The sequence below is a fragment of the Chryseobacterium sp. CS3K3.1 genome (assembly GCF_059515165.1).
In genome coordinates, this window is the sequence record NZ_JCAKRV010000028.1 from 41,267 (window position 1) to 61,775 (window position 20,509).

The following is a 20,509-nucleotide window of genomic DNA, read 5'->3' on the forward strand; positions in this document are numbered from 1 at the left end:
GCTATAGAAATAATCCATCTCATCAGCTGTAAAAATATGATTTAAATCATAAAATTATTTTTATCTATTCTAAACAAATACTTACATTTGCGCCTTATTTAAAACTGTTCTACATAAAAATAAAATGAAAAGACAATTACTTTCTTTAGGTCTTCTATTCATCGCTGTTTCAGCGAGTTCTCAGATGAAAAATGCTGAAGCAGATACCATCAGAACACAGACCATTGAGGATATCAATCTTCATAAAACAGGAAATCCCAACCAGGCAAGACCATTATCAACCAAGTCAAATCTGACGGTAATGGAAACTCCCCAGCCTATTGCTATTGTTACCCACGAAATCATTGAGCAGCAGCAGGCAAAGCAACTGAGTGATGTTCTTCAGAATGTAAACGGATTGTACATCACTTCATCCAGAGGAAATTCTCAGGATAGTTTTGGTGGGCGTGGTTTCATTTTAGGAAATGATAATATTTTTAAAAATGGTTCAAGAGTAAACAGCGGTGTTTTCCCTGAAGTAAGTGGTCTGGAAAGAGTAGAAGTTTTAAAGGGGGCCAATGCCATGCTTTTTGGAAATACAGCAGCTGGTGGTGTTATCAATATGATTACAAAAAAGCCTAAATTCAATTTTGGTGGAAGTATCGGGTTAAACGGCGGAAGCTGGAATTCCTATAAACCAACAGTTGATATTTATGGTCCTTTATCTAAAAATATTGCTTTCAGAGTAAATGGAGCCTACGAGCATGCTGAAAGTTTCAGAGATGTTGTAGAATCGGAGAAATATTACTTCAATCCATCCTTCCTTTTCAATTTAAGCCCAAAATCACAATTGATTGTGGAAGCGGATTACCTTAAAAATAATTTCACTCCTGATTTTGGTCTTGGATCCATCACTAATCCTGATGGAAGTTATAGAATCAATGACATTCTTCCTAAAAATGCTTTCTTAGGTGCTGACTGGCAATATCAAAATGTGGAGCAAGTGTCTACCAACATAACTTTCAATCATCAGTTTACTGACAAATGGTCATTAAATGCTGTTGCTTCTTATCAAAACTATACCAAGGACTACTATTCTACTGAAAGAGTACAGTGGGCATATGAAAAGAACACGAACCGTCTTTTCTGGCTAAGACCTTTAAACAAAACATTTAACGAACAAAATTACACTTCATTACAAGTTAATATTAATGGAGAGTTCAATACAGGAAAAATCAATCACAAGGTTTTAATTGGTACTGATGGAGATTATGGTGTTCAAAATAATTATACCTATACCAATCCAACTGTTTATGGAACTAACGGCAATACTGCAACCATTAATAATAACCTTTATTTAGATGATCCTTCAAGTTGGGCCAGCGGAAAAATGCCTGATGCTTCCTTAAAAGACAGAACAAGAATTCCTACGCAAAGATTTGGTATTTATATTCAAGATTTCATAAGCCTTACCAAGCAACTTAAAGTAATTGCTGGTTTAAGATGGTCTTATTTAGAAACAATGACCAATACTAAAAATACATTTTCAAATGACCTTGGAGATGTTGATCAAAAAAATACAGCAATATCTGACAGAGCATTTTCACCAAAAGCTGGTTTAGTATATATGCCAAACGATAACCTTTCTGTGTTTGCAACCTATACCAACTCTTTTGCTCAAAATACAGGAAAAGATATTTATGAACAAGCATTAAAGCCTACTACTATTGATCAATATGAAGCAGGAGTAAAAAAGAATTTTTGGAATAATGCTTTAGCTATAAACCTTACAGTATATCAAATTGTTTATAATAATTATTATCAGACCGCACCTCAATTAGCTAATGGACAGGCGAATTCAGATTCATTTTATAAAGAATTTGCAGGAAAAATGAGAAGTCGCGGAGTTGAGTTGGATATTACTGGAAATCCTACAGAAAATTTATCAATTATTGGTGGATTCTCTTATAACAACTCTGTATACCTTGATACACCAGACGGTTTTGGATATGTTGAGAAACAAAGGTTAGTAAGAACACCAGCTACAACAGCTAACGCTTCTGTATTTTATAAATTTACACGTTATGCGAAAGGACTTAAAGTAGGTGCAGGTGCTTACTTCATCGGTGACAGATTAGCAGGATGGAATGATACAAAAAGTGGTTCTACAGGCTTGGGTGCAAGAAATGGAATCAGCAGATCATTTGCTTTAAAAGATTACACTACAGTAATGGTATCAGTAGGCTACGAATGGAAAAAATTCTCTATCCAAGGGAAAGTGGGCAACCTGTTTGATGTCGTAAACTACAATGTTCACGAGAATTATTCAGTGAATCCGATTACGCCTAGAAATTACTATTTCACATTGACATACAGACTCTAGAATTCTTTATATAACAATTCTTTCACTAAAAGTGGAAATTGCATTTTTGCAGTTTCCACTTTTGAAATTTTAAACAAAAACAAAAAAATAAGATATGGATAAGATTAAAGACACAAGAAGTTTCATGAGAATTACGCACCGTTACCTGGGATATTTCCTTGCCGGAATTATGGCTGTATATTCATTAAGTGGAATTCTTCTGGTGTACAGAGACACAGATTTCCTGAAAAGTGAAAAGAAATACGAAAAGAATATCGCAGCCAATCTTTCAGAAAAAGAGCTGAAAAAAGAGCTTAAGATGAAAGGCCTGGAAGTGGAAAAAACAGAAGGAAGTGTTCTTTATTTTAAACAGGGAACTTATGACAGTGCAACCGGAAAAGCCAAATATACCAAAAAGGAACTTCCTTTCGTATTGGACAAAATGGTTTCGCTTCACAAATCACAATCGAAAGATGCTATATCTCCTCTAAGCGTATTCTTCGGAGTTTCTCTTTTCTTTTTCGTCATCTCAAGTTTCTGGATGTTTAATCCCAAGACCAAAGCATTCAAACGTGGAATCAAATTTACAATTGCAGGTCTGATCATTTCGGTGATCCTTTTATTTATTTAAATTCCGAATGGGCAAAGAAAAATAAGTGTTTTATATAATTAATGATATATTATCTACTTTTATCATTTTTTTCTTAAAACAACCATTTTATTTTATTTATTATCATAACGTATAGAGCCGACAGGTTAAAAAAATAAACTATATCTCATTGAAAATCTTAACGTTTGTTTAGAAAAATTACGTAAAATTAAGAGTCTGGCACATTTATTGTTTTTTCTATAATTCGTGAATAATAAACATTTAATTATTAAAATAATAAATTATGAAAAAACTTATTTTAACAGGAATATTAGCCGTAGCAGGCTTAACAGCAACTGCCAACGCTCAGATTCAAAAAGGTAATTGGATGGTAGGAGGTAACCTTGTAGGGGCAAATTTTGGTTTAAATGAAGGAGCAGGATACAACTTTGCAATTCAGCCTAAAGGAGCCTATTTCATCGAAGATAATATCGCAGTTGGGGGATACGTAGATTTAGGTTTCAAAGGAGCTAAAGATGCACCCACTACTTTTACATATAATGTAGGAGCATTAGGACGTTACTATCTTAACCCGGGAGAGCAGGGAGTAAACAACTTATTACACCACGGAAGATGGTTCTTCGAAGGTAATGTAGGTGTTGGAGGTATGTCTATCTCTAAAGGAGGTTCTTCTTCCAACGGTCTTAACTTCGGATTCGGACCTGGTTATTCTTACTTCATCACTCCAAACATCGGATTGGAAGGTTTAGTGAAATATGATGCAAATGCAGGATTCGGAAGCGGTGGATACACTAACAAAATTACTTTTGGTTTAGGATTCCAGATTTATCTTCCAACGTCTAAAGCGAAACAAATCATCAACGACGTTAAGTAATCACTGAAATACTTATAAAAAAATGAAAGTGCCCCGGAATTTATTTCCGGGGCACTTTTCGTACAAATTAAAACTAAACTATAAAAAATCAAATAAATCATGTATTAGGTTGGGGGGTGTATCTCAGATAGGGTTTTATTTCCGTTACCCCTTTCGGGAATATTTTCCGGGCATCTTCTGTAGAAATTGTTGGAGGGACAATAACATCTTCTCCAACTTCCCAATTCACAGGAGTAGCCACACGGTAATTATCTACCAGCTGTAAAGAATCCAGCACTCTAAGGATCTCGTCAAAATTCCTTCCTGTAGAGGCCGGATAGGTAATAATCAGTCTTACTTTTTTGGAAGGATCAATAATCAGAAGAGAACGTACTGTAGCGGTAGCCGAAGCATTGGGATGAATAAAATCATACAGTTCTGAAACCTTTCTGTCTTTATCGGCAATAATAGGAAACTGCACCTGGGTGTTCTGAGTTTCATTAATATCTTTCACCCAATTTTGATGATCTTCTACCCCATCCACACTCAGGGCAATTACTTTTGTATCTCTGGCATCAAACTCAGACTGCAGTTTTGCAGTATACCCCAATTCTGTAGTGCATACCGGCGTATAATCTGCAGGATGCGAAAACAGAATCCCCCAGGAATCTCCCAGATAATTATAAAAATTGATATCACCTACCGATGATTCTGCCTGAAAGTTGGGTGCTGTATCTCCTAGTTTGATTGACATAATGTTTTTTCTTTATAGTCTACAAATTTAGTAGACTTTTTGGAACTGGCAAATTTTTTGATGAAAATTTATATCTTTAATTAAAATTTTATTCATGGAGAAAACCGGACTCAGGTATGTAGATCTTGTTTACAAGGTATTGGAAAATTGGTATATCACCTTCGCTGAACTTACACCCAAGCTGATTGTTGGAATTTTAGTATTTACCTTTTTCCTGGTTACCAGCAAATATTTAAGCCAGGCAGCGGTAAAATTATTCCATAAATTTTTTCCTAAAAGTCGCAAAGAGAGCTCCTTAGTTACCTTAATCAGTATATTCAGATTTTTGATCATGCTGATGGGAACCTTTATTGCTCTTGAAATAATGGGTTTCAGCGGCTTTCTCTGGAAGTTTATCGGAAGCTTAGGAGTTGCAGGGGTTATTGCCGGGGTTGCTCTAAAAGATCTGGTATCCAGTATTTTCTCAGGAATGCTTATTGGAATTGACAAAGCTTACAAGGTAGGAGATTATATTACCATAGGAGCCCACTCAGGAACAGTACAGGAAATTGGGTTTCTCACTACAAAAATTCTTACTGATGACGGAAAGAAAGCTTATATCCCTAATCAGGTTGTTTTCAATGCTCCGTTTTACAATATTACCGCTTCGCCACAGCGCAGAATTATTTTAAATTTTGAAATTCCGGCTGATGAAGATATTACCAAAGCACAGAAAGGAATTCTTGATGTGGTTAAAAATCTTGATAATGTGGATAAGCTGGACACTCTAGAAGTGATTTTTACAGATTTGAAGCAAGGTGCATTTAATCTTCAGGTAAAATTCTGGATAAAAGTGGGGGCTAATCTTGCGCAGGTAAGAAGCCAGGCTTATTTAGGGATTAAAGAACGCTTTGATACGGATAAAATTCAGCTGGTAACGCCAACGAGCATCAGCATTACAAGTGGAGAGACTAACTTGCCGGAAAATCATCAGGATAAGTAAAATTATTTATAAAATAAAAGACCATTTCGAGTATTGAAATGGTCTTTTTTATGATGATTGATAGGAGGAGATATTTAAACCTAACAGGTTTTAGAAACCTGTTAGGTTTATAGTATTTCCGATGAAGTTATAACAAAGCTGCATCCTTCACGTTCCAACAAAAAAACCGTTTCAAATGAAACGGTTTCTTTATTTATTCAAAAATTTTAGGTTACGCTAAAACTTCTTTTACTTTGTTTGCAGCTTCTTCTAAAGTAATTGCAGAGTGTACCGGAAGACCAGACTCGTCAATTAATTTTTTAGCTTCTACAGCGTTAGTTCCTTGTAATCTTACGATCAATGGAACAGGAAGGCTACCCATAGCTTTGTAAGCATCTACAACCCCCTGAGCAACTCTGTCACATCTTACGATACCTCCGAAGATGTTGATCAAAATAGCTTTTACGTTTGGATCTCTTAAGATGATTCCGAAAGCAGTCTGTACTCTCTGAGCATCTGCAGTACCACCTACGTCAAGGAAGTTTGCAGGGTTACCACCAGATAATTTGATGATATCCATAGTCGCCATTGCAAGACCAGCTCCGTTTACCATACAAGCAACGTTACCATCAAGTTTTACGAAGTTAAGACCTGCTTCACCAGCTTCTACATCCATTGGATCTTCTTCTCTTGTATCTCTCAGTTCAGCTAAGTCTTTGTGACGGAACAATGAGTTGTCATCTAAAGTTACTTTAGCATCTACAGCGATAATTTTGTTATCGGAAGTTTTTAATACAGGGTTGATTTCGAAAAGAGATGCATCAATACCTGTGTAAGCATTATAAAGAGAACCGATGAATTTTACAAATTCTTTGAAAGCATTTCCTTCAAGACCTAGGTTGAAAGCAATTTTTCTAGCCTGGAATCCCTGAAGACCTAAAGCAGGATCAATGATTTCTTTGTGGATCAAATGAGGAGTTACTTCAGCAACGTGCTCAATATCCATACCACCTTCAGTAGAATATACGATTGTATTTTTACCTTCAGCTCTGTCTAATAGAATAGAAACATAAAATTCTTTAGTTTCTGACTCACCTGGATAATATACATCCTCTGCAACCAAAACAGAATTTACTTTTTTACCTTCAGCAGAAGTTTGTGGAGTAATCAACTGCATTCCGATGATGTTCTGAGCGTTTTCTTTAAGCTTATCCATGTTTGGAGAGAACTTTACACCACCACCTTTACCACGACCACCTGCGTGGATCTGAGCTTTTACTACCCACCCTTGAGCGCCAGTTTCAGCAGTTAGTTTTTCAGCAGCAGCTACAGCTTCATCTACGTTGTTTGCAACGAAACCACGTTGGATAGCTACTCCATACTTTGATAAAATCTCTTTTGATTGATACTCGTGAAGATTCATATTATTTTTATTATTTTATTTTAATATTTAAAGGTTGACAAATTTACTAAAAAGACACGGAAGTCCAAGTTTATTGACTTAAAAATTAAAGTCTGACCGACTTGATTTTTAACATATCTTCCTGTTTTCCCTTATTCTTCCGCTAATTTCTCAGATTGAAGAGGTTGAATGTTCGTATGAGCCGCCTTCTTCTGTTAGTTTTTATTCCCTAAATTCTATTTTTAGCAAAATATAAGATCAGCATTCCCCAGCTTAAGATCATCATCAGACCTCCAAGCGGAGTGATAGGGCCTAAGAATTTAAGATTCATTCCCCAATAATCCTGCATGCTCAGGAAATAAATGCTTACAGAGAATAAAAATGTTCCTGCAATCATTAAAATGGAAGTCCATTTTTCAGCGGAAGTTTCAAATTTTAAGATATATCCGATGATCAGCAGGAAAAAAGCTGCATACATCTGGTATCTTACTCCTGTTTCAAAACTTTCCAGTCTTTCCACAGCTAATATTTTCTTTAAAGCGTGTGCTCCAAAAGCACCCAGGATTACAGAAACCATTCCGTAAACTGCTCCAAAAATTAATGTGATTGTTTTCATTTTATAACTCTTCTAATTCTAGGGTTAAATATTTTTTTGTTTTATCATCCTGCCATGTTCCTGAAATTGTATTTCCTTTCATATCTGCTTCTACAAAAGCTCTTGGAATCCATTTGCCGGCAGCTTCATCATAATGATCATTCTCAGTAATGGAAATATGATTTCCTTTCATTTTACCGTCCCATGGGATTAGTTTTTTATTTTTATCATACCAATACAATGCAGTAAAGGAGCTTGTATCGTTTTCACTTTCTCCTTTATATAAACGGCTGATAAAAACAGTGACAGGATATTTTCCATCTATTTTCCCTTTGTACAGCTTATTTCTGAAACTGGTTTTTTCTGTTTTTTCAGAACCTGAAATTAAATTTCTCGCGTAAGGACTCCAGTATTTTTCCAACTCCTTATAAGAAAATTCTATTTCATGGCTGTCAAGATCATCCAGAGCTCTCATGGCATGATTGGAACATCTTCCGGCAACAAATGTCAGTTTATCTTTTCCAAAGAAATATCTGATATCTTCCAATGTATGTTCTGTAAAGCAGTCTTCATACATTGCAATCTGATCTTCAGTTTCCTCAGGTGGATTTTTTTCTACTTTCAGCTTGACCAGAAAGTCGGCAATTCTTTTCTTTACCCTTTTCTGAATGATACTTTCAACCATTTTCACAGAATTAGGTTGAAATAAATCTTCAGCATTGATATAGTTTCCTGTCCTCAGATCAAAATTTTTCCAGATTAAAAACCCTTCCGGATAAGCACCGGAAGCTTCGCCGTCTATGGCAATACTCAGAATATTCTCAGGAGTTTCAATTTTATCCCAACTATAAAAATAAAGATAGTTGGAATAGGAATTGGTTGCTGTAGAAGCCAGTTTAAAAGGATTTCCGCCAGATCCGGGAACATATTCCAGCTGATCCACCTGCAGAAATGTATTGATTTTATTTTCTACCCGTGGATTTTCAGGATAGGAAACAACCGGAAAAACGGTATCTTCAGTTTTAGGCTGCAGATTACTGACTTTCACTTTTTGCTGCTGCGAAAAACTTAATCCGGAAATCAGTAAGAAAAATACAATACCCTTTTTCACTATTTTGATTTTAAGTACATTAAAATGAACTTGGCAACCAGTGTAGAAATCCCCAGTATGATAAACATATTGGCGAATTTCTTGGAACTTCTGAAACCTTCATTGTTTGTTTTCTTCAGAAAAAATCCAAAAAGAAGGAATACGATAGGCAAGATGATCTGTAGCATTAGTTTCCTCTCATTCTGTTAAACTCATTGATCACCTCGTGGTGGCTCACCGTCTTATCTTTAAAATACGTTACAAAATGTTGTTTTTCTTCTTCAGTAGCACCCAACTGATTCAGAATATTCAATAAGTGCATTTTCATATGTCCTTTCTGGATTCCTGTGGTTACCAAAGAGCGCAATGCTCCAAAATTCTGAGCAAGACCTGAAACTGCCAGGATGCTCATCAGTTCCTGTGCAGAAGGTTTACCCAGTAGCGCTAAAGAGAATTTTACCAGAGGGTGAAGATTGGTAAGTCCTCCCACAACTCCAACGGAAATAGGAAGATCAATCCAGAATCTGAAAATTCCGTTATCTGTTGTACAGTGAGTCAAAGATCTGTATTGCCCGTCTCTTGCAGCATACGCATGCGCACAGGCTTCCGTAGCTCTGAAATCATTTCCGGTAGCGATTACAACGGCATCTACTCCATTCATTACTCCTTTATTATGAGTAGTCGCACGGTAAGGTTCTATTTCTGCAATGGTAACGGCCTGTTTGAATTTAGAAGCAAATTCTTCAGGAGAAATTCCACTGTCATCTTTTAAATCTTCCATTTTGCACGAAACCTCAGCTCTCACGATACAGTCAGGGGTAAAGTTGGAAAGAATATTCATCACAATCTGTAGTGAATTCTTTTCTTCCTGAGTAAAATCTTCGCTGGTAGCCACTTCCTGTCTCAATGTTTTTCCAAACTGCTCAAGACATGAGTTGATAAAGTTCGCTCCCATTGAATCCACAGTATCAAAGCTTGCTTTCAACTGGTAGTAATTCGGCATTTCTGCTGTTTTATCCACCAGGCTGATATTTAAAATACCGCCGCCGCGTTTTCTCATATTCGCCGTGATATCTTCTGTAGCTTCAAATAATTTTTTCTTCAGGCTGAAATTAAAGAAATGTAATAATTTGTGAGGTTCTACATTAAAAATAAAGTGGGTATGCCCCAGTTTTTCAGTATTGATAATCGTTGTTTTAAAACCTCCTTTATCGATCCAGAATTTGGCAGCTTTGGAAGCAGCCGCTACTACTGAACTTTCTTCAACTGCCATTGGAAGCGCCAACAGTTTTCCATCGATTAAAAAGTTCGGAGCAATTCCGTAAGGCATATAGAAATTAGAGATGGTGTTTTCAGAAAATTCTTCGTGAAGCTTCTGAAGATCTGCATCATCATTCCAGTATTGTTTTAATATATTTTGATATTCCTGGTTTCCTTCAAGATATTCGTTTACGAGCCATTCGATTTTCCCCTGCTTTGGCAGCTTGGAAAAACCTTCGATTGGTTTATGATTCATGATATAAACTTTAATGAGCCGTAAATATAATGATTTTGAGACTCTTTTTTGTTGATAACTTGTATGAAAAAAGATTGACTTTTATCAATTTTGGAACTAAATTTGAACAAAATTAAAATACATCATTGATACAAAACAGATCAATCATTTTACAATATGAATTTTGACCGCCTTAAAGAAAAGCTTGAAATCCTTGCTGATGCAGCGAAATATGATGTTTCCTGTTCATCAAGCGGAGGCACGAGGAAGAATAAAAAAGGAGCTTTAGGAGACAGTTCTGCAAGCGGAATTTGTCATACCTATACAGAAGACGGAAGATGTGTTTCTCTGCTTAAAGTTCTGTTGACCAACCACTGTATTTATGATTGTGCTTACTGCGTTTCCAGAAGTTCCAATGATATCAAAAGAGCTGCTTTTACGGTAGAAGAAGTGGTAGATCTTACCATCAATTTTTACCGCAGGAATTATATTGAAGGTTTGTTTCTAAGCTCAGGAATTTTTAAAAATGCTGATACCACAATGGAAAGGCTTGTAAGAGTGGCCAAAAAGCTGCGTCTGGAAGAAAATTTTAACGGATATATTCATTTGAAATCTATTCCGGGGGCAAGTGATGATCTGATGCAGGAAGCTGCGTTGTATGCAGACCGGTTATCGGTAAATATTGAAATTCCTACAGAAAGCGGATTAAAATTATTGGCTCCTGAAAAAAACAGGCAGGATATGATCAGTCCGATGCGGTATATCCAAAAAGGAATTATTCAATATAAAGATGAAAAGAAAATTCTTAAGAAGGTTCCGAAGTTTGCTCCGGCCGGACAGTCTACACAAATGATTGTGGGAGCAACCAATGAAAACGATTTACAGATCATTAAAGTGGCCGATCATTTTTATAAAAATTTTAATCTGAAAAGAGTTTATTACTCCGGGTATGTTCCGGTTCTGGAAGACCAGAGATTACCCTCTTTAACCACAGAAGTACCTATGCTTCGTGAAAACCGATTGTATCAGTCGGACTGGCTGATGAGATTTTATGGTTTTAAAGCGGAAGAAATTTTAGATCCGAATGTTCCTTTTCTCGACCTGGAAATGGATCCGAAATTAAGCTGGGCATTACGGAATCTGGATCAGTTCCCGGTGAATCTCCAGACTGCCGAATACCGGACGATTTTAAGAATTCCCGGAATTGGTGTTAAAACAGCTCAGAAAATTGTAAGTGCAAGACGTTTTCAGATTTTAACGATGGATCATTTGAAAAAACTCGGAGCAGCTGTCAACCGGGCAAAATATTTTATTGATTTTAATGCTGGGAATGCCTACCTGAAATACTTAACGGATAAAAATTTCAGGAAATTGCTGATAGGCGGAAGTTCATCCAAATTCCATAACCAGTTTTCGCAACAGCTGACTTTGTTTTGATTTTAAACACAAATGACATCAATATTTTCACAAATGAACACTAATTTATAATACACCACGACTGTCATTCTGACGAAGGAAGAATCTCTCCTTTAAAACAGATTCTTCACTTCATTTATGAACTTCGTTCGCAGACTTTCAGTCTGTGTTCAGAATGACACCCCAACTAAACTATAAATTATTAAACTCAACCCATGACAACCCTACTCTACGATGGAAGTTTTGACGGTCTTTTCACAGCAGTATTTGAAGTTTTCGAATATCGTTATAAAGATGTAGAAATCATAAGCAGGGAAAGGTTTCATCAGGAAAATATTTTTGCAGAAATTCATGAAGTTATTACTCAGACAGAAAAGTCTGAGCGGGTTCTCAACAAATTGGAGCAGAATATTGGGAAACAGGGAGTTTACAAACTTTTGAAAGTTTTTTTATCTGAGGATCCGGAGCTGGAAAACCTCATCTTATCTGCGGTAAGACAGTCGGTGAAGAATCCAGAAAATAATATTCTTGAAAACTTTGCCGATAATGATGTTTTAAAAATTTCAAAAATCTGTAAATCAGTAGACCGGGAAAGACACAGAATGACGGCTTTTGTCCGATTCGAAAAAATGCAGGATGGTGTTTTTTTCTCCAAAATAGATCCTGACTTCAATGTTCTTCCTTTAATCAGAAAACATTTTCACGACCGATACCAGGATCAGAAATGGATGATCTACGATCTCCGGAGAAACTATGGACTTCTGTATGATCTGAACGATTGTGAGTTTTTCTATCCTGATGAAAAAATTAATCTCCATAATTATCAGCAGAAATTTCATGATGAAGAAAACAATTATCAGATACTCTGGCAGCGATATTTCACAAAAACCAATATCGTGGAAAGAAAAAACATGAAACTCCATATTCAGCATGTTCCCAAAAGATACTGGAAATATCTGACTGAAAAATGGTAGCCGTAATTCCATATTGTGGATAACTTTTTATTTGGGTGATAAAAGCTGCGATTTCAAATTATTTTTTGACCCATATTTTTTAATCTGTTCATTTTACGGAAGATAGAATCCACATTAATAGAAAACCCATATTGTGGATAACTTTTTTGAGTTAACATACCGTTAACATTGAAAATAGTTCAACATCAATTTTCTTATAAAAATGGAGTAAATAAAGCCAGTTCCAGGAAGTAAAGGAATATAAAAATATATTATAAACCCATGTAAATCTGTAACCTACAGATTCAAAAACCAAATCAACATTTCCAGTTTGTGGATAACTCTCACTTTGTGATGGTCCGTAACGCTTTTTTTACAATATACTGCGTTTCTTTTGTCGGACTTTCCCGAAGCCATTCATCACAGATTTCCACTACAAATTCGGGTTGTGATTTGCTGGCATCATTCAGCCAGTTGCCTACGCTGTCCTGTACATATCTGGAGGAATCTGATCGTAAAGGTTCCAGAATTTCCAGTCCAAGTCCCGGATTTTGTTTTAAAGCATCGATATGTTCACACCAAACACCTCTCGGTCTTGTAGATTCACTGGCAAAACGTCTTACGTTCTCATTATCATGTATGGTCCACGTTGATAATATGGATACACTTTCTTCCAGGTTTCTGGAAATATCCGGACGCACTGTCATCCAGCAGATTTCCCTTACCCCAAAATGAGAGTCAGCAGCGAAAGGCTGAATTTTTTCTAATTTTTCTCTGAGTTTTAAATCGTTGTTTCTTCCAATCGTATAAGCTGCCCAACACCGTACCAAATCTGCGGGATGAACTGACAATTTAAAAAGAAATTCGTCATCCTTATTTTTCAAAGCCAGATTAAGAAGCCCAACACCAATTGTTTCATTAATGGTATTGACAGTCTGCTTTTTCAGCTGATTTACATTTTCTAAAACAGGTATAAGATATCCTGTACGATCATTCTGTAAAAGCAGGTTTTCCAGCAGCAACCTTTGATCTACGGCCAGCCATTCTGTAAGGTTGGCGGTTTCAATTTCTCCTCTGTTCAGCTGATCCAAAATATCCGGTGGAATCTCTTTGATGGAACGGGCTCCTGTTCTTTTTTCTGTCATACTATTTAATGATTACCTTTACAAAAGTCTGAAAGTGGGCGGAGAAAAACAATACCGCACATTTTTCACCCATAGGGATAAAAAAGTCAATTTTATGGAAACAAAGGGAAGAGCTGAAGAAAATAAAATATGTCCGTTGGAAGTTGCTGTCAATACCATCAGTGGAAAATGGAAAATTCCTATTGTCTGGCAGATCAATGAAGGGAAAAAACGTCCCAGTGAATTTTTGCGAGGTATAGCTAAAGTGGACCGCAGGGTTCTCAATCAGCAGCTGAGTGAAATGGTGGAAGACGGTATTTTAACGAAACAGTCTTTCAATGAACTTCCTCCAAGAGTAGAATATACTTTGACAGAGCTTGGGGAAAAACTGGTGGAAATCCTCTGGCAGCTGAATGATTGGGGAAAATTATTGATCCCTGAAAAAGAGGAGTCGCTGAACCGCTAAATTTTCAAATAAGATATTGGCAGATAGGTGAAAAAAAATGATATTTGTGTTCACTAAAACGCATGAAAAAAGTTATCACAGGAATCATTGTTATTCTCATTTACACCGGCTGTACAAAAGAAAAAATATCAGACCGTTTATTACCTGAACCGGATCAAAATGAGCGTTTAATTGCTGAAAATGCTTTAAAAATCAATAAAGGTAAAAATACTATCAGGGAAAGATTTTCTCCTCCGGAAGGATATGATTGGATAGAAGAAAAACCTGGTTCTTTCGGATATTTTATTGAAAACTTCAAACTCAAACCTTACGGCAGCCAGATTGTAAAATATGACGGAAAACCCATTTCTACCCAGCATCTTCATGAAGCGGTTTTTGATATTGATACCGGAAATAAGGACCTTCAGCAATGTGCTGATGCAGTCATCAGAATGAGAGCTGAATATCTTTATAAGGCTAAAAAATTTAACGAAATTAAATTTCATTTTACAAGCGGTGATCTTTTCAGCTGGAATGATTATAAAAACGGAACGAGAGCTTTTGTCAGCGGAAATTCTGTCAACTTCAGAAGAGCTGCGTCTTTTGATGATTCTTATCAGAGTTTCAGAAATTATCTGGATGTCATTTTTAATTATGCAGGAACGATTTCATTAAATAAAGAAACAAAAGCGGTCAATAAAAATTCAGATCTGAAAACCGGAGATATCCTGATCACACCGGGAAGTCCCGGACACATTGTTTTTATTTCCGGTGTCTGCCGGAATAAGGAAGGAAAAAGATTATTCTTATTAAGTGAAGGATTCACCCCGGCGCAATCGGTTCATGTACTTTCAAATCCGTTTAATCCCTATTTTACGCCCTGGTACGACCTTGACATCCATGCTGAGGAGACGAAAACTGCACGGTATTTTTTTAAACCTACAAACTTCAGAAGCTTTTAATAATTTATATTCAAAACTATTGGAAACTTACTACGATAATCTGAACTTGTTTTTGTAAATTTGTTTTCGAAATTTTTTACTTGATGAAAGAGAGTGCTGTAAAAAAAATTGCAGTTCTTACTTCAGGAGGTGACTCTCCGGGTATGAATGCGGCGTTAAGAGCGGTAGTAAGAACCGCCAATTACTATAATATCGAATGCTACGGAGTGAGGGAAGGTTACAACGGCCTTATCAATAATGATTTCCTGAAAATGGGAGCCCGTTCCGTAAAAAATATAATCAACCAGGGCGGAACCATTCTAAAATCTGCCAGATCTGCTGAGTTCAGAACTAAAGAAGGCCGTCAGAAAGCTTACGACAACTGTATAAAGCTGGGAATTGACGGATTGGTATGTATCGGAGGTGACGGAACATTTACCGGTGCCAAAATCTTTAATGAAGAGTTCGGAATCAGAGTAATCGGTATCCCGGGAACGATCGACAACGATATTTTCGGAACTGATAATACGATCGGATACGACACTGCATTGAATACGGCAATGGATGCCATTGACAAAATCCGTGACACGGCAACTTCCCACAACAGGGTTTTCTTTGTGGAAGTTATGGGTCGTGATGCTGGTTTTATTGCTTTAAACAGCGGATTGGCAACTGGAGCTCTGGATATTTTAATTCCTGAGAAAAAAGACAGTATTGATGAGCTTTTCACGAAATTCAGAGATGCGGAAAAAACCGGAAAGGCATCAAGTATTGTGGTTGTTGCAGAGGGTGAAAAACTAGCCAATGTGTACGAACTTGCAGAAAAAACCAAACAGACCTTCCCTGATTATGACATTCGTGTAGCGATTTTGGGACATATGCAGAGAGGTGGTTCTCCAAGCTGTGCAGACAGAGTTTTGGCAAGCCGACTGGGCTATGGAGCCGTAACCGGATTAATGGAAGGACAAACCAATGTAATGGCAGGGATGCGTTCCAACGATCTGACGTATACGCCAATTGAAGAAGCCATTAAAAAACATAATGAAATCAATAAAGATCTTTTACTGATTTCAGAAATTTTAGCAATCTAATTATTTTTATAATCTAATAAAAACAAACTATTATGTCAACAATTAAAGTAGGTATCAACGGTTTTGGTAGAATTGGACGTCTTGTTTTCAGAGCAATGACTGAAAGAGACAACATTGAAGTTGTAGGAATCAATGACCTAATCAATGCAGAATACATGGCTTACATGTTAAAATATGACTCTGTACACGGTATTTTCCCAGGTGAAGTTTCTGTAGAAGGAAATGATCTTGTAGTAAACGGGAAAAAAATCAGAGTAACTGCTGAAAAAGATCCAAGTAACCTAAAATGGAACGAAATCGGTGCAGATTACGTAGTAGAATCTACCGGTTTATTCCTTGATAAAGACAGCGCTGCAAAACACCTTGCTGCAGGTGCTAAGAAAGTAATCCTTTCTGCTCCTTCTAAAGATGACACTCCAATGTTCGTAATGGGAGTAAACCACAAGGAGCTTACTGATGATATCAAAATCTTATCAAATGCTTCTTGTACTACAAACTGTTTAGCTCCTTTAGCTAAAGTAATCCACGATAACTTCGGAATCGTAGAAGGTTTGATGACTACTGTACACGCTACAACAGCTACTCAGAAAACTGTTGACGGTCCTTCAATGAAAGACTGGAGAGGTGGTAGAGCTGCTCTGAATAACATCATCCCTTCTTCTACAGGTGCTGCTAAAGCAGTAGGAAAAGTAATCCCTTCACTAAACGGAAAATTAACAGGTATGTCTTTCAGAGTACCAACTGTTGACGTTTCTGTAGTAGACTTAACAGTGAGAATTGAAAAAGCGGCTTCTTATGAAGAAATCTGTTCAGTTATCAAAGCTGCTTCTGAAGGTGAATTGAAAGGTATCTTAGGATATACTGAAGAGGCTGTAGTATCTCAGGACTTCGTAGGAGATAAGAGAACTTCTATCTTCGACAAAGATGCTGGTATCATGCTTTCTCCTAACTTCGTGAAACTTGTTTCTTGGTATGACAACGAAATGGGTTACTCTAACAAGTTAGTAGATATGCTTGTACACGCGGCTTCTTTATAATCAATAATGAGCGATAAGCAATAAGTAATATAAAACCTTCCCGATGGGAAGGTTTTTTGTTTTGGCTTTGTATTTTTATTTTAAATATAGAATTTCCTCTTTTATTGTATCCTTATCATTTTCTATTTTAGCCTCTTACAAACGTAGAAAGAAAAAATCAGTTAAAACTGATTTTTAATATTTCAAATCATACAATGCTATCAAAATTAGTTATTTCAAATAGGAATGTTGTATAACTTCGATTTCTACGTTATGATTTTCGTTATTAGGTTCACTTTTGTGATGATCCCTATCTTCCTCCGCTTGTATGCGTGTCGTTTTTTTCCCTACATACTTGCGACAATCAAGACAGTCAGCACGATAAAGGATTCTGTCTTTCCGTTTGTTTTTTGTCGTTTTTGCCATAATAAAATATTTTAAAAATTAAGAAATGCTACTGGAATTGATAACCTTAGCCCAATTTCGTTTCGCTTTAAAAAAGCTAACTCTGAATCGTTGGAATTAGTTAGATCAATAAGATTGAAATAAAGTTCTACATGCAGCTTAGATTTATCTTTTTTCAAATCCTTAAATGAGTATAGTAACCCTATTCCTGCATCATATTGTGGTTTACTTTCTTCTTTAAATGTACTTTGTGGATAAATGTGTAATGCCATTGTATTTTCTAAAATAAACCTGTAATAATCAATATACAACTTGCTATATGATAGATTTGTTTTGTATGTTCCTTGATAAGCATTAAATTTTTTGGTTGAGGTTCTTTGTCCTGATGAAGTTTCCCCATAATTGTAAGATTCATTAATTTCAGTTTTAGACAAATCAGAAAAATTATCATCAATCCCTCCTGAAAAGCCTATCAACAAATAATGAGTTGGTTTGCTGTACTGATTCCATTCATAATAATTGTATTCAATTGAACCTTTCCAACCCACATAATTCTTTTTAGTTATTTGATTTTCGTAAGATAAAGATGGGGTAAAATAGTTGAAATTATTATTCTGAAATCCTGCTCCTAAGCTTATCCAATGAAAGAAGATACCAGTATAATTAAAGTTATCAATGGCATTAGCTACACCGTCTTTTTCCTTAGATATACTTAAGGTTTCTATTTCTTTTAAAGACGGAAGTGACTCTTTCTTTAATAAAAGAGAATCGGTCTGCATATTTTTCAAAGCTATTTGATACTCATACCTTGCCTTTGCAGTAGGATCTAAATTGGCTGCTTTCAGTCTTTCCTGAATGTCAGAGATTTCTGACCTTAATAGCTTCAATTTTGAAAATAGTAATATTGAATCTTTTATGTATAATGATTTTGTGACATTAGCTTGTGATGTAGCAATAGATTTTTTCTTAGATAAATTTTTGATTTCTCTTTCATGAAATAAAATAGAAGATGATTTTAATCTCATATTGTATTTGAAATTGACACCGACATTGCTATTTATTTTTGATTGATTAAATATTGCAAAAAAACCATCTGTAACACTTCCACTTGCATTTACTGAAAGCATATCTCCATTTTTAAAATTCTTTGTTGCATTAAAAACCAAACGCCCATCGTTGATATCTGCCGCAGCATAATTCCCAATTGTAGTTTTACCACTACTATTCATAACAGAATTAAATTCTTTATTAACAATTTTTTTAAATTCATCCTTAGATAATAAAGTCTCAATTTCAGGTATTGTCAATTGAGTTGTAATTGAGTCTATTTTGTCTTTTTTTTGTCCAAACGCCATCCCCGCCCAACCGAGCAGAAACAGTAATACAATTTTTGTTTTCATGATTTTTATTTTTGTGGCTAAGTTTTTTTGAATTTGAGAATTAGTTAATCATTGTAGAGAAACGAAATGTTTTTATAATTGAGTTTTCATGGTTATTAGTTTTGTTTTACACAAAGTTTCAAATTATATAAACACAAGTAAATTACCCGTTTGTGGTATTTTTCATAAAAGTTTTTCCTGGATAGCTGACAAATCTCACCAGAATATTTCAGCATAAAACTTGTACTTTTATAGGTAAAGGAATGAACATGATACAACCCCGTTTTAAAGACGCTCCCCATTTCAGGAACTTTTGGGAACATGGCAACGGAAAACAGCTTATTGAATTTTCCGGAGCTGAAGTGAGTTTTAAAAACTTTGAAAAATTTGCTCCCTATTTCCATCATACGGATGAGATCGGTGACGAGGTGGTAAAAGATGTTTATTTCACTAAAAAATTCCATGAAGCTTCCAGGGAAATTGAACATTACATCAGAAACGGAGTTTCAGAAACTGATGATGTTCCTGAAAGTGTAAAAAAAATGTTCAGCCAAACTCAAAAAGTTCCGGACTGGCTGGATTATAATCTGCTCAAAAGCGGTGCTGAACTCTGCATGAGAAGCAATCTTGATTCATTAATTTCATTAAGGGATTACTGTCTGATTGGCGGTTATGATTATGCCTACCTCAACAAACCTTTAATCGTTACAGAAGCTTTGAAGAAAGGAGCTGTAAAAAGGCTTTCGGAAACATTGGATTTCTGGGTAAATGCTACCCGATACAACGCATTGGAAATTCATGCAAAAGGATATGAATTTGCCATAAAAACCCGTTTGATCCACTCCTATGCAAGACTTTCCATTAAAAAACATTATAAAGACTGGGATACCGAAAACTGGGGAGAACCCATCAATTCATGGGATATGATGGCCACGTATATCGGGTTCAGTCTGGTATTTCTCCATAGCCTTAAAAAGCTGGGAAATCGTTTTTCTGTTGAAGAAGAACAGGGAATTTTCCATCTTTGGAAATACGTGGGTTACCTTTTGGGAATTCCGGAACAGCTTCTTCCTGATGATAAGAAACAGGCAACGGAATATTTTTATTTATGGACTTCCGTTCAGCCCCCTTCGGATAAAGATTCTGTTCTTCTGGCTCATTCTCTTTTGGATGAATCATTGGAAAATCCTATTTTAAAATTTGAATTTCAGAGAAAAAATTTAAAATATCTACACGTCTGCTGTACGTGGTTTCTTCTGGATGACGAAGTGTGTAAAAGATTACAAATTCCGGAAGTTCCTTTCAGAAATCTGTTCCCAAAATCGAAAATATTTTTCAACACAATTTATGACAGCCTTGTAAGCCGCAATGCCAGAATAAAAAGAGGAAACAAAGATCAGATGAAAGTACTGGAAGATTATCTTGCCATTACCAAAGGTTCAAATTTTCATTAAAGTCTTATTGGGTTGTAAAGCGCAAAGGCCCAAGAACATTTCGACTCGCTCAATATTAGATTTTCAGGAAGAATGGAGCCTCATTTTTATTAAAATATTCCCACAGATCACACGAATTGCACAGATTTTATGATCGGCGCTATCTGTAAAATCAGCGTGGGGTAAAAAAATACATGCACTACTC

General features: G+C 36.0%; 18 protein-coding genes. 11 read left to right on the plus strand and 7 right to left on the minus strand.

The genetic code is table 11. The features are described 5' to 3' along the window. Positions 1-124 precede the first annotated feature (124 nt). From AC5YGI_RS20880 to AC5YGI_RS20890, 3 genes are all read left to right on the plus strand, one after another. On the plus strand, positions 125-2,362 hold the full coding sequence (locus AC5YGI_RS20880; protein ID WP_496169615.1) for a TonB-dependent siderophore receptor: 2,238 nt from the start codon (positions 125-127) through the stop codon (positions 2,360-2,362). Between the two features lie 94 nt (positions 2,363-2,456). Then, the gene (locus AC5YGI_RS20885) at positions 2,457-2,972 is read left to right on the plus strand and encodes a membrane protein (RefSeq protein WP_047435058.1); all 516 of its coding nucleotides are present in this window, start codon (positions 2,457-2,459) and stop codon (positions 2,970-2,972) included. A gap of 262 nt (positions 2,973-3,234) precedes the next feature. Next, positions 3,235-3,825 carry an outer membrane beta-barrel protein gene (locus AC5YGI_RS20890; protein ID WP_047435061.1) on the plus strand — a complete coding sequence of 197 codons (591 nt, stop codon included), beginning with the start codon at positions 3,235-3,237 and terminating at the stop codon, positions 3,823-3,825. A 97-nt stretch (positions 3,826-3,922) separates the two neighbouring features. Here the strand turns inward: AC5YGI_RS20890 and AC5YGI_RS20895 are convergent, their stop codons facing one another. Then, complete coding sequence (locus tag AC5YGI_RS20895) at positions 3,923-4,558, minus strand: peroxiredoxin (RefSeq protein WP_446104904.1); 636 nt, start codon at positions 4,556-4,558, stop codon at positions 3,923-3,925. 94 nt (positions 4,559-4,652) lie between these two features. On the opposite strand from AC5YGI_RS20895, the gene AC5YGI_RS20900 reads away from it, so the two are divergent. After that, entirely contained in the window at positions 4,653-5,540 is an 888-nt protein-coding gene (locus tag AC5YGI_RS20900) for a mechanosensitive ion channel family protein (protein ID WP_330743244.1), read from the plus strand. A gap of 211 nt (positions 5,541-5,751) precedes the next feature. Here the strand turns inward: AC5YGI_RS20900 and sucC are convergent, their stop codons facing one another. The 4 genes from sucC to AC5YGI_RS20920 all read right to left on the minus strand — a co-directional run bounded on the left by sucC (position 5,752) and on the right by AC5YGI_RS20920 (position 10,122). Next, positions 5,752-6,942, minus strand: a complete 1,191-nt coding sequence (sucC, locus tag AC5YGI_RS20905) for an ADP-forming succinate--CoA ligase subunit beta (protein ID WP_062676270.1) — start codon at positions 6,940-6,942, stop codon at positions 5,752-5,754. A gap of 208 nt (positions 6,943-7,150) precedes the next feature. Next, entirely contained in the window at positions 7,151-7,537 is a 387-nt protein-coding gene (locus tag AC5YGI_RS20910; protein ID WP_202841306.1) for a DUF423 domain-containing protein, read from the minus strand. Between the two features lies 1 nt (position 7,538). Beyond that, positions 7,539-8,627, minus strand: a complete 1,089-nt coding sequence (locus tag AC5YGI_RS20915; RefSeq protein ID WP_496169620.1) for a hypothetical protein — start codon at positions 8,625-8,627, stop codon at positions 7,539-7,541. 166 nt (positions 8,628-8,793) lie between these two features. Then, positions 8,794-10,122 (minus strand): hydroxymethylglutaryl-CoA reductase, degradative, encoded by a 1,329-nt coding sequence (locus tag AC5YGI_RS20920; RefSeq protein WP_062676276.1) that lies wholly within the window; start codon positions 10,120-10,122, stop codon positions 8,794-8,796. Between the two features lie 156 nt (positions 10,123-10,278). On the opposite strand from AC5YGI_RS20920, the gene AC5YGI_RS20925 reads away from it, so the two are divergent. Both AC5YGI_RS20925 and AC5YGI_RS20930 read left to right on the plus strand, forming a co-directional pair. Continuing rightward, complete coding sequence (locus AC5YGI_RS20925) at positions 10,279-11,538, plus strand: putative DNA modification/repair radical SAM protein (protein ID WP_411413458.1); 1,260 nt, start codon at positions 10,279-10,281, stop codon at positions 11,536-11,538. Between the two features lie 194 nt (positions 11,539-11,732). Beyond that, entirely contained in the window at positions 11,733-12,491 is a 759-nt protein-coding gene (locus tag AC5YGI_RS20930; protein WP_496169623.1) for a TIGR03915 family putative DNA repair protein, read from the plus strand. 323 nt (positions 12,492-12,814) lie between these two features. Here AC5YGI_RS20930 and AC5YGI_RS20935 read toward each other — a convergent pair whose 3' ends face one another. Then, the gene (locus AC5YGI_RS20935) at positions 12,815-13,615 is read right to left on the minus strand and encodes a DNA alkylation repair protein (RefSeq protein ID WP_496169626.1); all 801 of its coding nucleotides are present in this window, start codon (positions 13,613-13,615) and stop codon (positions 12,815-12,817) included. A gap of 94 nt (positions 13,616-13,709) precedes the next feature. On the opposite strand from AC5YGI_RS20935, the gene AC5YGI_RS20940 reads away from it, so the two are divergent. The 4 genes from AC5YGI_RS20940 to gap all read left to right on the plus strand — a co-directional run bounded on the left by AC5YGI_RS20940 (position 13,710) and on the right by gap (position 17,108). After that, positions 13,710-14,060 (plus strand): winged helix-turn-helix transcriptional regulator, encoded by a 351-nt coding sequence (locus tag AC5YGI_RS20940; protein ID WP_454510120.1) that lies wholly within the window; start codon positions 13,710-13,712, stop codon positions 14,058-14,060. 62 nt (positions 14,061-14,122) lie between these two features. Further along, entirely contained in the window at positions 14,123-15,001 is an 879-nt protein-coding gene (locus AC5YGI_RS20945) for a DUF4846 domain-containing protein (protein WP_496169633.1), read from the plus strand. Positions 15,002-15,084: 83 nt separating this feature from the next. Next, the gene (gene pfkA, locus AC5YGI_RS20950) at positions 15,085-16,071 is read left to right on the plus strand and encodes a 6-phosphofructokinase (protein WP_120232866.1); all 987 of its coding nucleotides are present in this window, start codon (positions 15,085-15,087) and stop codon (positions 16,069-16,071) included. Between the two features lie 32 nt (positions 16,072-16,103). Continuing rightward, positions 16,104-17,108: a type I glyceraldehyde-3-phosphate dehydrogenase gene (gene gap / locus AC5YGI_RS20955; RefSeq protein WP_330743256.1), complete on the plus strand. Its 1,005-nt coding sequence runs from the start codon at positions 16,104-16,106 to the stop codon at positions 17,106-17,108. Between the two features lie 416 nt (positions 17,109-17,524). On the opposite strand, the gene AC5YGI_RS20960 is transcribed toward gap, so the two are convergent. Continuing rightward, complete coding sequence (locus AC5YGI_RS20960; protein ID WP_330743258.1) at positions 17,525-18,892, minus strand: hypothetical protein; 1,368 nt, start codon at positions 18,890-18,892, stop codon at positions 17,525-17,527. 242 nt (positions 18,893-19,134) lie between these two features. Here AC5YGI_RS20960 and AC5YGI_RS20965 point away from each other — a divergent pair, with 242 nt between their 5' ends. Beyond that, positions 19,135-20,325: an oxygenase MpaB family protein gene (locus tag AC5YGI_RS20965; RefSeq protein ID WP_330743260.1), complete on the plus strand. Its 1,191-nt coding sequence runs from the start codon at positions 19,135-19,137 to the stop codon at positions 20,323-20,325. Positions 20,326-20,509 lie beyond the last annotated feature (184 nt).